We start from the raw sequence: 13059 nt of genomic DNA, 5'->3' as shown, positions 1-13059 counted from the left end.
CCTTAATTAATATAGGAAACGTTAAAATCACTGTATTTTTCTCTAATTGTGTCTAATGTTGATTCTTTGATTGATTTATTCAATGGCAGAACCACTAAACTTTTATCATCATTAACTTGTGTTAATTCATCTTTGTATTCAATTTCCATATCGTTTAAGTCATTAATTAAATGGTTGATTTGTGCTTTATCAGCAGGACCATCAACTTCTAAAATAGGTAAACCATGATTCATTTCTACTTCAAGTCCATTTACATGGATACCTTTAAGTTTGATTGTTCCGCCACCAATTGAAATACCAATGACTTCAATATGTCTTCCATTTGCATCATCAGCTTTAATGTAAGCACAGTTTGGATGTTGTCCAATACTTTCGCCTTCATCTTCAATAATTTCAACAGAGATGCCTTCGTCTTTAGCGATGTCTAATGCTGATTTAATTCTGTTATCAAATGTACTGTAGCCCATTGCACCGCCAACTACAGCTACGTCTGTTCCGTGTCCTTGATGTGTTTTAGCGAAAGATTCATAATAACGAATTTCTAAATTTTTAGGCACATCACCTAAAACAGCTCTTGCTGAGTTACCGATTTTTACTGCTCCGGCTGTATGAGAACTTGACGGTCCCATCATAACTGGACCAATAATATCGAATGCACTTTGATAATCATAGCTTTTAGCCATCATTAAACACTCTCCTTAACTTGGTTCTTTCTGCTCGGTACATTTAAGCTTAAATTCATTAAGTTAAATTTCTTGATAATTGTACTCATGATTAATGCCAATATGATACTTACGATTGCAACAATGACAATTGTAATAATTGCTTTCATTGGTTCATTAAATCCGAATAAGACAATCGCGCCGGCAATTGGTGTAGCCATACCTTTTACGCCGATCACTACGCCCATAAATGTTACGATACAAGCGTTTACCATTCCAATTAATGCATTCGTTCCATATAGTTGTACTGGATATTGCGCAATTAAATCAATTTGTGTTAATGGTTCGATACCTACTGCAAATGCTTTAGATTTACCACCAATGTGTAATCTGCTAAATAAGACATAATTGACGAATGAACTTCCCATACATGTCATCGCACCGATTGCCATTGGTACTCCTGTTAAACCTAATAAGCTTGTTAATACCATTGAACTTAATGGTGTCATACCAGTTACCGGAATTACTAGTCCTAAGATAATTGCTAGTGCATAAGGGTTATTGTCGCCAACTGAAGTAACCGCACTACCAATTTGTTTAAGTGTAGCCATAACTCCTGGTGTAATCACGCTTGCTAAACCAAATGTAATTGCTGGAGCCAATAAAATAACAACAATTAAATCTAGTCCTTCTGGAACTTTTTTCTCTATTAATTTAATTCCAAAAGCTACAATATACGCTGCAATAAATGCTGGTAATAGTTTGAAATCATGTAGAACTAAACCAACGATAACTGCAAAAACTGGAGATACGCCTAAGTTTAAACAAGTAAGTATCCCTACTGCTATACCACTTAAACTACCTGCTAAATCACCGATTTCTTGTAAAAATTTGATGTGGAATACGCCACCAATTGCATAACTTAAAAATGCTTGAGGTAAAAACGTTGCACAAGCAGCACCCGATAGTGCTTGCAATCCTTGTTTACCGTAAGGTGCAAATTTTAAGAATAGCGTCATGATAACAAGTACTAGTACAAGTGTACCCACTCCTAAGATAATATTCATTTCCCCAAAACCTCACTTTTTTATTTTTAGGCCATAGTTATCGTACACCCTTAAGAAAGCGATTTCAATAATTAAAAAGATATAAATAAGACTAATTTGTGAAATGTTTCACGAATTAAGTGTATTATTCATGTTTTAAAAGCAAATATACATTTTATAAGTAATTTCCCTTGTGTGTTGCATTCTACATGAAAAAAACTAACGATGTAAACTTACTCTTTTAAACTATATTCTCTCAATTATTATGACGACTTATCTATTTTAACGCTTATACACTTATTTTGTAACAAATCGCTCACAATTTTTTAGGGTTTCTTACTATAAATTTGTGTAAGAAACCCATAAATATGAATGTTATAAATTTGAGTGTGTTTTTACATCAAGTGTGTTTGATGTTTTTGAGTTTATTCAATTACTACAATCCCTTAACTATTTCAAGATTGTCATTAACTGGAGGCCCTCTACCCCTTTTTATATCAAATATCATATTAGGATGCTCCCCTCTAACATAATAATCCTTTTTTTGGAATTTTAATAAAAGTGGTTATTATAATAGTAATAAATATGATGAGGTTAAAATTTAAGAAAAATGAATGTTTATTTAGTAGATTAATTGAAAAAGTAAGTATTTAAATGAAAAAACGACATTAATAAAAATGTACTAAGTTAAAATGGTGGAGTTAATTGAATTGGATTACAGAAGTTATTATTAACAAGGTAATAGTAGTCTATTTTAGTTGATTCATGCGAGCTTTGTGGAAAAATGTAGTTTGAAAATAAAACGCAGTGTTTTTATATGTATATTAAACGATTTTAAATTAATTTTGTCAATATAAATTTTCAGATTTTTCTAATAATTATACGATTCTTTTCTTAAGAATTAAAAAAATAGTAGAGGCTAGGACATAAATATATATTTCAAGTTACATTCATATTTAGGCAGTCGTTGACTGTAAAGTCATTCTTTTTCTTATAGAAATTAGAATGACTTACACGTGCGTATTGACTCATGTGTTCAAATTAAGCTTTAGAAGCACACATTAGCTGTGGCTAATGCGTAAGAACCACTACATCATAAATGATTAGTGGTTCTTTATTATTTATGTCCCACTCCCTACCTCATATTACTTGATCAGTTTAGCCGTTATATCTTTAGTGTGCTTGTACATGTCTTTATAAATATTATGGTAATACTCGTATTGTTGATGATTATCCGTATTAGGTTTAAATACATTTTCTACCTGAATGAAATCGTTAACACACTCTTCAAATGTTTGATACCAACCTAGACCATATGCCGCAATGATGGCTGCACCCATGCTAGGCCCTTCTTCATGTTTTAGCTTCTTAACTGAAGTATTAAACACATCCGCTTGTAATTGTAACCAAAAATCACTTTTCGCGCCGCCTCCTATTGAGATGACGGTATTGATTTCATTGCCAGCTTGTCGAATAAATTGTATAGAATCATATAATGAATATGTGATACCTTCAATTACTGCTCTAACGAAATCTGCCCTAGTATGTTGACCACTTATCCCTATGAAGCTACCTCTAATCGTTGCATCACCATGAGGTGTACGCTCTCCAGCTAAATATGGCGCAAATAATAAACCGTTTGCACCTATCGTGGATTGTCCTGCCAACTGTATTAATTGATCAAAACTTTCTTCTTCGAAAAAGGTGTGTTTTAACCAATTCAAGCTATATCCAGCAGCTAAAGTTACTCCCATCGCATAGTAAGTTTGTGGTATCGCATGATTAAAGAAATGTAGATTATCATCATATTCTGTTACGCTTTGATGTTCGACATTTAATATCACACCGGATGTCCCAATACTACATAAGGTCTCTTTATCATGTATCACACCAGCGCCAATGGCTCCACATGCATTATCACCGCCACCTGCAAATGTGGCTACATCTTCATTTAAACCAAGCTCCTTAGCAATTGTAGGTAAAACGTTACCTGTAAATGCATGTGAATCGACAAGTGTCGGATATATATCACCAATTTCAAACGTATCTCCTATATCTTTAGTCCATTGATTCGTCTTTGGACTCAATAATAAAGTACTTGCTGCATCACTATATTCCATGTGTATGTTACCTGTGAGACGATAACGTAAATAATCTTTCGGTAACATAAAGTAATCTACATTTTTCCAGATGTCAGGCTCATGTTGTTGTACCCAAAGCATTTTAGGTAAAGTAAATCCTTCTAAAACAGGATTTTCATTAACTCTATGACCAAATTTATCTATGATTTGTCGACATTGTTCAGAATTTCTAGTGTCATTCCACAGAATTGCATTACGCAAGACATGTCCATCTTTATCGACTATCACTAAACCATGCATTTGTCCTGAAAATGACATTCCTTTGACAACATAACCTTTCATTTTAGATGATGACATTAATGCTAAAATTGCTTTTTTAGTTGCTTGGAACCAAGCTTCGGGATCTTGCTCACTATATCCACTTTGCTCTTGGATTAATGATAATGGCGCATTCTCAGACTCAATGACGTCCCCCTGATGATTCACAGCTATCACTTTAATTGAACTTGTTCCTAAATCGATACCTAATACGACTTCTTTCAAATGGCACACTTCCTTTATCTATAATCATTTGTCCATTATTATATTCATCAACATGTGTCTGTCTCATTACCACTTTATATCATTACTCTTCATTATCTTAATATACACATTTCGTACTGTCTATTTTAGCCTTTTTATGATTAATTCTTTATATAAAGGGGAATTTTGTAATTATTAAATAATTAAAGGGATGAATGATTATGACCAATCAATATAAAGATAATCAATCACAACCATATTCTCAATTACATCAAATTGCTCAAGGACTTTATGCAACGCCAACAACTCAATTACCTTTTGACCCTCGTTTTGAAATTAAATCATTTATTTTAGAACGTGAAGGTGAAAATATAATCATTTATCACTCTGGTCATTTAAAAGACGTTCAACCAGACATTCAAACATTGGGAGGTGCTGCTAAAGTTTTAATGAATCATGATCACGAATCTTTAGGCGGTCCTAACCAACTTGATATGCCGTATATCATACACCAAGGTGATGCTAAGGCGCTCACGCGTTCAATAACGATCCAAGATTACTTCAATGATCGTCAAATGTTATATGATGATTTAGAAGTGATTCCTACACCAGGACATACACCTGGTACGACGATGTTTCTATGGGATAACGGTGAGCATCGTTACTTATTTACTGGCGACTTCTTATGTTTTGAAGGCGACTCATGGCGTACTGTTATATTAGGTTCAAGTGATAGAGAACGCTCGATTCAAAGCCTTGAATTGATTAAAACGTTAGACTTTGATGTAATCGTACCTTGGGTTTCTATTAAAGAAGGCCCGTTCGCTTATTTTGTTGAAAATGAAGAGGAAAAGCAACAACAAATTCAAAATATTATTGACCGTGTCCGTAATGGAGAAAATAGGGTTGTATATTTTTAACGGTTGGTGAATAAAATTCACTAGCCGTTTTATCTTTTAGACACAAAAAAGCACAAATATCTCTATAATTATAAGTGGCTAAACAAATAAGTAAGGAGAGATATTGTGCCTATGTGTAATGATATATCAGAAATCATTGGAATTGAAGTAGAAAACTTAAAAATCACTCAAAAACTTGGCTTGTATGTTCATAAAAACGTTCGATGTTTACTATACAAAGGGATTTTGACGTACATCCCTATGGGATGTGAATGTTGTGGTATTAAAAACGATAATCACTTAATCATTAAACACGGATTTCGAGAAACTAAAGTATATATGGGTTTAATTCTTGAACGACCTGCGTACCTACAGTTAAAAAAGCAACGTTTTTATTGTAAGGAATGTGGTCAAACATTTACGGCTCAAACACCTTATATTGAGCCACGTTGTAGAATTTCCAAAGATGTTAAACTAATGATGATGAAGAAATTAGCCAAAGTAAGTTCTGAAAAAGACGTAGCTAATAGCTTGTTTATTTCACCTTCCACTGTACATCGATATTTAAAGGAAGTCAGTTCTTCTGTTAAAACAACTCCTAATAGCGAGTTGCCGAAACATTTATCTTTTGATGAATTCAAATCTACAAAAGATGTGGATGGCGCAATGAGTTTTATTTATTGTGATAGTATCACGCACGATATCATCGATATCTTACCAGATCGTCGCCAATTTAAACTCAAAGAATATTTTTTAAGGTTCTCTAGAAAACAACGTAAAAATGTTAAGAGTATATCTATTGATATGTATGTTCCATATATTTCGCTTATTGAATCACTGTTTCCAGAAGCAAAAATTATCATTGATCGTTTCCACATTGTTCAAGCAATAACTCGCGAAATCAATCGAACTCGGATTAAAGTTATGAATGAATTTCGAAGAAAGGATAGGCCGAATTATAATAAATTAAAGCGGTATTGGAAGCTGTTACTTAAGACACCACACGATTTGAACCGAATGCATTATCATCAATTTAGGCTTTTTACTACATGGCAGAGTCAGTATAGCCTTGTCCAATATTTATTAAGTTTAGATGGTCAACTTAAAGCAACGTATGAAATGGGTCATTTAATTTCAGACGCCTTAAAATCTAATAACATTAAACAATTAACCTATAGTTTATATACTTCGAAAAAACATGATCTATCCAAAGGTTTAAAACGAGTAATTAATACGTTGATAAAATATTTACCCTATATTACAAATACAATTCGATATCCACATCTAACAAATGGCCCTATTGAGGGAATAAATAATAAAATTAAGCTTATTAAGCGAGTCTCTTATGGTTATAGAAATTTTTATAATTTTAGAAATCGAATATTGATTATTTCTAGGATATTTGTAAGTGAATATAAAAAAAGTACTAAGCAACTGAATAGAGTTGCTTAGTACTTAATTCCATTACCAACCGACGTTGACATAGAACCGAAAATAGTTAATATTGAAAAAAGACGTGGGGCCTTTGCCTCACGTCTTTTTTAATAGTATTGCCTTATCTGTTACCAACGTCAGATCCGACATCTACTTTTTTGTTTTTCTTATCATACACAGCGCCTTGAACACTACCAAAGTTTGGATCGTTACGCTTTTCTTTCACAGCATATCCCATACTCTTGAAGATGTCTAAATCTTTATCATCAATCGCATTTTCATAGTAAATCGTGCCACCATCATTATAGAAACGTGGTTTATCTACTGCTTCTTGTAACGTACCGTCACCTCTTAAATAATCGACTATGACTTCATTTAACATCGTTGGAATCTTGTTACCACCTGGTGTACCGATACCCATATAGAAATCTGTACCAACGATGATAGATGGTGAAATAAATGAACGTGGTGCTTTATGCTTTTCACCATAGTTTGGACTTGATGGTGATTTAGAGAAGTCGCCTAATGAGTTATTCATATAGAAGCCTTCTTTCATAAAGTCACCTGAACCAAAGTAACTTGATAACGTGTTTGTTGTACTTGCAACTTTACCTTGTTTATCAATCACAACAAAGTGTGTTGTACTAGTGTTATCTGTTTGGATAGGATTGAAATCACTACCACCTTCGCCTGCTGTACCAACATTGACTTTATTAAGTTCACCTAATAAGTAGTCATCCGATAAATGTTCTTCACTACTTGGCTCTGCGCCATTAACAACATCACGGTTACTATACATGATATCTCGGGATTCCAAGATACCTTTAATATAGCTATTTCGATCAGCGGTATCTTGATTTTCCTTTTCGTCAATTTTGAGACCTTGTAGTGTTAATGTCCCACCTAGTGGATTAGAAGCTGAATAAACTTTGTTACCTAAATAATCTGTACTTACCGGTTCTTTCTTTTCAGTCTTAAATGTCGTAAAATCTTTTTCGGTTAGTTTATTATCTAGTTGTTTAGAAACGCTTTTACCTACATCTTTGTAGAAGTAATCGGGACCTTTGTCACGTATTTTAGTTAACGTATCTGCTAGTTTTTCCTGTTTTACTACATCGCCTTCACGCACTGTTTGTTTACCTTTAAAGAATGGTGAATTTCGATCAATTTTAGAACCATATATTTTCAAGCTACGCTCTAACTCTGAATCAACTTCAAATCCATCTTTAGCAAGTGGAATAACGTAATCAAAGAGTTTCTTCTCATCCATCTTACCTTCTTTTTCATGCATATCATGCATCCCTCTTACAAACCCAGGGGTACCGATTTTGTCACCTTGTTTAAAGTTATAAGAAGAATATGTTTTATATTCGTATAAGTTTGGTACTTGGCCATCTTTACCATCGTACGTTAGCGTTGCGCCACCGCCACCTAATCCAGATGAATGTGGCTCAGTCACTGCTAATGCATATGACACTGCAAATGCAGCATCTGTTGCATTACCGCCATCTTCTATTACCTTTTCACCTATTTTGGTAGCAATTGCATTATTGGATGCAATCCCATAATTTTTAGTTCCCGGCTTTTTATGATTAGCTATTTTATTTTCATATAGCTTATCTTTATCTACCTTTTCATCTGAGGTGAAGAAGTAAAAGACAAACGAAATAATAATGGTAATAATTAAAATGACAGTCAAGGTTGCTTTATTGTATATGTTCATTCCTAACTGGCCCCTTTTGAAAGATATTGCTGTTCTCCATTTTTCAGTTCTTGTTGTTCATAACTATCTAAACCTTCATTCGCTCTTGCAAATATGACGAGTAGGAAAATGATAATGACTATAATAATGACAGTAATCGGTAGCCAATGCTTTTTAATATTCAAATGTATAACCTCCATCGTCAGCTTTTTTAAGATTGATTGACTGATCTTTAATATTATTTTGGAAACGTTTATGGTCCATCTTATTCATATCATCTTCGGAAATTTTACCGTCTTTAGATTGAATTGGTGTAAGATGGAACTTATGTTTTTTACCTTTCCAATTATCTTGAACAACCATACCTTTTTGATTTTTAGATAGGAAATCATCTGATGTCGTATTTCCTAGGCTATAAAAAATAGGTGTATTCTTATATTTTTCAACTTTTTGAATGACTGAATTATGACCGATAATGACATCAGCACCTGCTTTTGATAGCGCATGTGCATATTCTCTTTGACGATCTGTAACATTTCTTTCATTAGGAATACCCCAGTCGACATTTACAACGACATAGTCATTGTTCTCTTTTAACTTTTTGATTAATGGATAAAAAATATCTGGATCTAAACTAATAGACGTCGTATTTTTAAGTGGCTCTGCATAATTCGATTCAACATCTGTAAAGGATACATTCGCAATTTTTTTACCTTTAATATTTTGTTGAATTGTTTTACTGTTGATAGGGTTTGAACCATTACCCGTTAAGAAGTTGTATCCTGCTTGCGATTCTACTTTCTCCATTAAGTCTCTAGCTGTAACATTGTCGGCTGTTTGGTTAATTAAATTGACACTTTTAATATTTTGTTTCTTTAAGAACATGATATTTTCTAAATTCTTTTCAATTTCTTTCTTAGGATCATTTGAAAAGTCATTAACTAATAGCGATGCTGTTGAGAAATCACTATTTTTCAACGGATCTTGTAAACCAGAAAAGACACTATTGAGATTATTTTGACGAATATGTTTATTTAACGTAATATTGCCTAAATATGTCATTCGGATACTGCTAGGATCTTTCGCATCACTCTTAACTGGTACTACTTTGACCGCGCGAATAGCGAAGACTATTAATACTAAAGCGATAAGAAGGACGATGGCTGTATACAACGTATTTCTACGCTTATGTCGTTTAGATTGTTTGAGCAACCATTCGCTTGGCGTTAATCGTTTTTTCTTTTTCATTGTTATTACGCGCTCCTTGTTCTTGATTAATTAATAAAACTGTATAAGAACAAGATGACATATGTAATACATGTTAATAACATAGTAGATGATAATGTTATTACAACACCTTGTTTTTGAATTGTGTTAGCGATGATACCAGGAATTACTACCCCAATACCGGACACTTCGACCATTTCAAATGGGGTCAATGGATAAATCAAATCAAATATAAACTTCAATACCATACCTGTTAGAATCATGGCTGCGAACTTTCTTCTACCATATAAAATAACCCATTTACTAATACCATTATTTACAATGAAGAATGTTAAACAACTAATAATAAGTACTGATAATAGCATGATGGGTTGATCAAAAATTAAAGCTAAATAACCTGGTACAACCAATCCTGCAGGGTTAATACCAAATTTCTCAGCAAAAATAAGACTGAGAACTACACCTACAAATAAGGAGAAATATAATTCTGAACCTATCATTTTATTCTATCCCTTCTATGAATTCCGCTATTCTTCCACCTGGGCCGTGGATATTACCTACACAAAAGACAAGTGCATTGTCCGATTCTTTCATAATAGCTTTTTCAATTTCTGTAAAATCTTGTCCTTCAAAGTTCAAATATCTCTTTTCAGGTAAACGATGCATTAAATCTGACACCATCTGAGTACTTTTTCCGGTACAAATCAACGTATCGTAATCAATATCTTCTAAGAAATTATCAACAAATAGTTGCGTTCTATCAATTCTGTCAGATCGACAATTTAAAATGACCACTTTTTTCGTATAAGGATAATTGTATGATTCCACCTTATTTAAAATAGCTTTTGTGGATTGTGGTTCATTAGCAGCAAACGCGTTAACAAATACATTTTTGGTGTTATTGGCATGGAAGTATTTAATTCTTACTGCTCCTGGATCTGCTGGTGCATTTAACATACCTTCTAAGGCTGTCTCACTATCAATGCCAACTGCTTGAGCAATACCTAACACGATAGCTACGTTATCTGGAAAGACTAAATAATCAAACTTTCTTAAGTAAGACTCTGGTATTTGATCTTTGTCCACAACGATTAATTCTGTTTTACGCTTTTTGGCTTCTTTAGCAAAAAATTCTGTAAATTCATCTTTCATTACAACTAATTTACCTTTGTATGGAATAGTTGCCGTAAATGATTGAGCAACATCTTGCAATGTTGGACCTAGCACATCCATATGGTCTTCCATAACATTGACAATAACGCCAATATTCGCTTTTACTAAATCCTTTTGGAAAGTAATTTGATAATCTGGGTTAACAGCCATACATTCGTTAACAAGTGCATTCGCCTTTTGTTTAACAACCTTACGAATGATATCACGTTGCTCACCAATATTAGCACCTTGAGGTTTTCTAATCACTGGGTACTCTTTTTGGGTAAACCAGTACATCATTCTTGCGTCAGTTCCTGTTGTCTTCCCTATGACTCTATAGTGGTCTTCTCTAAGCACACTATACGCCATTCGAGTTATTGTTGATTTACCTCGAATACCATTAATATTGATACGTATAGGGATTTTCTTAAGTCGATTCGCATGGCGATTTTTCTCCTTAATGCCTAGCCATAGAATCAACACGACACATACTATTATGAGAATCACGCTGTAATCCCTCTCTTTTCTATGTATATTAAATTATGAATGGAACAATACATGTAGATTTATATTTAAATAAAATTAGATAAATACAAATTATTCAAACGTTTCCATCACTATAAAGTCTATAAAAGTTATTAATTAAAAGTCAATATATTTTAAATATTAGCTTAAAATTCTTACTCGAAAATGCTTAATCTACTACTTACAAGTAGTAGCCTATCATTTGGTTATTGACTCAGTTTTAATTCTATTAATCAAAGATTAAAAATATGTAAAGGAATGTAAAGATACGATTCCCGATTTAACAGATAAGCTTACATTATTAGCGATATTAATAGTTAAATGAGTTTGTACCAACGTTTGATTAAGTTATATATTTTTTACTAGGAATTTACACTATCTTAAAAATTAAATGTTACATTAAGAGTGTAGTTACTCAGACCTTAGGAGGAGAAGAATGCAAAAGTCAGTTAAATTCGCTATCGGTATTTATTTGGCGATTATCTTAATTGTGACAACTTTATACTTATCATTCATTCTAATTGGGAGTTTACAAGGGAAAGACATGACTAATTCTGTACTAGATACAGATCATACGAAGATAAACAATAAAACTCGTAATAGCGATGAAGCTGTCAACACTTCTCTTAAAAATGAAGAAGCTTCATCAAAATCTCATTCATATACAGCAACAAATTATAAAAATGTAGATACAAATGACAATAGTAAGCATCAAAATGAACATATAGATAACAAAACAGCGAATTCAAATTATCAAACATACTGATAAATGAATTCGCTGTTATATTCCAAACAAACCCTAGCAAAAATTATTTGGCATAGGGTTATTTTTTTATGATTTCTTGAAGTTGTTTTAAGAAACGCTCGCGTTCTGGTAACGGAAAAATAGGATAAATATGAAACAGATTATAGCCTTGTATAAAGTCATGCGCAATGCCTTTGTCGTTGAGCATATGAGAGAGTTTGAGTGCATCAGGATACAACGTTTCTTTTGTACCTATCACAATCGTAATATGACCAAGTCCTTCCATCTCCCCATTAATAGGTGAGATTCTATAATCCTCTAAAGGCGTATCGCCTGCCCATAATGTAGCTAAATATTTACTACCTTCTATACCTAACATAGGGTCTTCCTGTTCATACTTCTTGGCTTCTGGATTACTAAATGTAGCATCTAGTACTGGTGATAAAAGAACAATGTGTCCTGGTTGAGGTAATTGTTTTTCTTTTAAAGACTGTGCAAATGATAAGGCAATTTGACCGCCTGCAGAATCACCCATTATCACTATTTGTTCAGCATCATCAACTTTTTGAAGTAAGTTTTGGTATAGATGATGCAACAATACATCTGTTGTCACATAATCTCTATGCGGCACTTTCGGATAGACTGGCATTACAACTTTGGCATTTAACGTTTCTGCAAGCAAATCGATAAATTCGAAGTGATACGGTAATGGATCTTGGAACCAAGCACCACCGTGTATATATAATACCGTTTTTTGTTTACGGTCGCTTTGATCATTAACAATATAAACAAGTGAACCATAATAATCTCTTATCTTCACATGATGTTTAAATTCATACGGTGTGCCACCGTATTTACCAGCCGTCTCTTCTTTAGTTCGTTCAAGTGCTTTTTTAGCTCCTTCAACATTATCAAATGACTTTTTCATACCATTTAATCGCATCATTTTCTCCTGCACAAAACTACGGTAACTTCTTTTTTCTTTAACTTTAGCAAATAATATACTTCCTAAAACAGTTGAGCTAATTACAGCAAGTACTCTTTTAAACAATGACACGCACCTC

12 protein-coding genes are annotated in these 13059 nt (G+C 33.2%); 3 read left to right on the top strand and 9 right to left on the bottom strand.

Going from position 1 to position 13059, the window contains the following annotated elements; genetic code table 11:
• Positions 1–2 precede the first annotated feature (2 nt).
• The 3 genes from sdaAB to xylB form a co-directional block, all read right to left on the bottom strand.
• Positions 3–683, bottom strand: coding sequence for an L-serine ammonia-lyase, iron-sulfur-dependent subunit beta (sdaAB, locus tag LPC11_RS01905; RefSeq protein WP_041614057.1), 681 nt, complete (start codon positions 681–683; stop codon positions 3–5).
• A gap of 2 nt (positions 684–685) precedes the next feature.
• Positions 686–1729, bottom strand: a complete 1044-nt coding sequence (locus LPC11_RS01900; RefSeq protein WP_041613721.1) for a PTS sugar transporter subunit IIC — start codon at positions 1727–1729, stop codon at positions 686–688.
• A 1124-nt stretch (positions 1730–2853) separates the two neighbouring features.
• Complete coding sequence (xylB, locus tag LPC11_RS01895; RefSeq protein WP_041613722.1) at positions 2854–4332, bottom strand: xylulokinase; 1479 nt, start codon at positions 4330–4332, stop codon at positions 2854–2856.
• 200 nt (positions 4333–4532) lie between these two features.
• Between xylB and LPC11_RS01890 the strand changes: the two genes are divergently transcribed.
• Both LPC11_RS01890 and LPC11_RS01885 read left to right on the top strand, forming a co-directional pair.
• A complete protein-coding gene (locus LPC11_RS01890; RefSeq protein WP_231307324.1) occupies positions 4533–5231 on the top strand; it encodes an MBL fold metallo-hydrolase in 699 nt (232 codons plus the stop codon).
• 111 nt (positions 5232–5342) lie between these two features.
• Positions 5343–6662 carry an ISL3 family transposase gene (locus tag LPC11_RS01885; RefSeq protein WP_148519196.1) on the top strand — a complete coding sequence of 440 codons (1320 nt, stop codon included), beginning with the start codon at positions 5343–5345 and terminating at the stop codon, positions 6660–6662.
• 103 nt (positions 6663–6765) lie between these two features.
• Here LPC11_RS01885 and LPC11_RS01880 read toward each other — a convergent pair whose 3' ends face one another.
• Genes LPC11_RS01880 through pgsB form a run of 5 tightly spaced genes read right to left on the bottom strand, consistent with a single transcriptional unit; the run spans position 6766 to position 11232 of the window.
• Positions 6766–8367: a gamma-glutamyltransferase gene (locus LPC11_RS01880; RefSeq protein WP_023374118.1), complete on the bottom strand. Its 1602-nt coding sequence runs from the start codon at positions 8365–8367 to the stop codon at positions 6766–6768.
• A gap of 2 nt (positions 8368–8369) precedes the next feature.
• Entirely contained in the window at positions 8370–8531 is a 162-nt protein-coding gene (locus tag LPC11_RS01875) for a hypothetical protein (RefSeq protein WP_164967140.1), read from the bottom strand.
• Positions 8521–9594 (bottom strand): CapA family protein, encoded by a 1074-nt coding sequence (locus tag LPC11_RS01870; RefSeq protein ID WP_023374119.1) that lies wholly within the window; start codon positions 9592–9594, stop codon positions 8521–8523. The genes LPC11_RS01875 and LPC11_RS01870 overlap by 11 nt, the downstream gene beginning before the upstream one ends.
• 26 nt (positions 9595–9620) lie before the next feature.
• Positions 9621–10073 carry a poly-gamma-glutamate biosynthesis protein PgsC gene (gene pgsC, locus LPC11_RS01865; RefSeq protein ID WP_002450119.1) on the bottom strand — a complete coding sequence of 151 codons (453 nt, stop codon included), beginning with the start codon at positions 10071–10073 and terminating at the stop codon, positions 9621–9623.
• A 1-nt stretch (position 10074) separates the two neighbouring features.
• Positions 10075–11232, bottom strand: coding sequence for a poly-gamma-glutamate synthase PgsB (gene pgsB / locus LPC11_RS01860; RefSeq protein ID WP_023374120.1), 1158 nt, complete (start codon positions 11230–11232; stop codon positions 10075–10077).
• Positions 11233–11686: 454 nt separating this feature from the next.
• Between pgsB and LPC11_RS01855 the strand changes: the two genes are divergently transcribed.
• Positions 11687–12016 carry a hypothetical protein gene (locus tag LPC11_RS01855; RefSeq protein WP_002466964.1) on the top strand — a complete coding sequence of 110 codons (330 nt, stop codon included), beginning with the start codon at positions 11687–11689 and terminating at the stop codon, positions 12014–12016.
• 58 nt (positions 12017–12074) lie between these two features.
• Here the strand turns inward: LPC11_RS01855 and LPC11_RS01850 are convergent, their stop codons facing one another.
• Positions 12075–13046 (bottom strand): alpha/beta hydrolase fold domain-containing protein, encoded by a 972-nt coding sequence (locus tag LPC11_RS01850; RefSeq protein WP_041613726.1) that lies wholly within the window; start codon positions 13044–13046, stop codon positions 12075–12077.
• Between the last annotated feature and the right edge of the window lie 13 nt (positions 13047–13059).

Source organism: Staphylococcus sp. HL28 (assembly GCF_021117155.1).
Lineage (GTDB): Bacteria > Bacillota > Bacilli > Staphylococcales > Staphylococcaceae > Staphylococcus > Staphylococcus warneri.
This window is presented reverse-complemented; position numbering and strand designations above follow the sequence as displayed.

Coding starts and splice junctions, on each gene's coding strand:
- sdaAB (WP_041614057.1), bottom strand. CDS start 683: ATGGCTAAAAGCTATGATTATCAAAGTGCATTCGATATTATTGGTCCA.
- LPC11_RS01900 (WP_041613721.1), bottom strand. CDS start 1,729: ATGAATATTATCTTAGGAGTGGGTACACTTGTACTAGTACTTGTTATC.
- LPC11_RS01890 (WP_231307324.1), top strand. CDS start 4,533: ATGACCAATCAATATAAAGATAATCAATCACAACCATATTCTCAATTA.
- LPC11_RS01885 (WP_148519196.1), top strand. CDS start 5,343: ATGTGTAATGATATATCAGAAATCATTGGAATTGAAGTAGAAAACTTA.
- LPC11_RS01880 (WP_023374118.1), bottom strand. CDS start 8,367: ATGAACATATACAATAAAGCAACCTTGACTGTCATTTTAATTATTACC.
- LPC11_RS01870 (WP_023374119.1), bottom strand. CDS start 9,594: ATGAAAAAGAAAAAACGATTAACGCCAAGCGAATGGTTGCTCAAACAA.
- pgsC (WP_002450119.1), bottom strand. CDS start 10,073: ATGATAGGTTCAGAATTATATTTCTCCTTATTTGTAGGTGTAGTTCTC.
- LPC11_RS01855 (WP_002466964.1), top strand. CDS start 11,687: ATGCAAAAGTCAGTTAAATTCGCTATCGGTATTTATTTGGCGATTATC.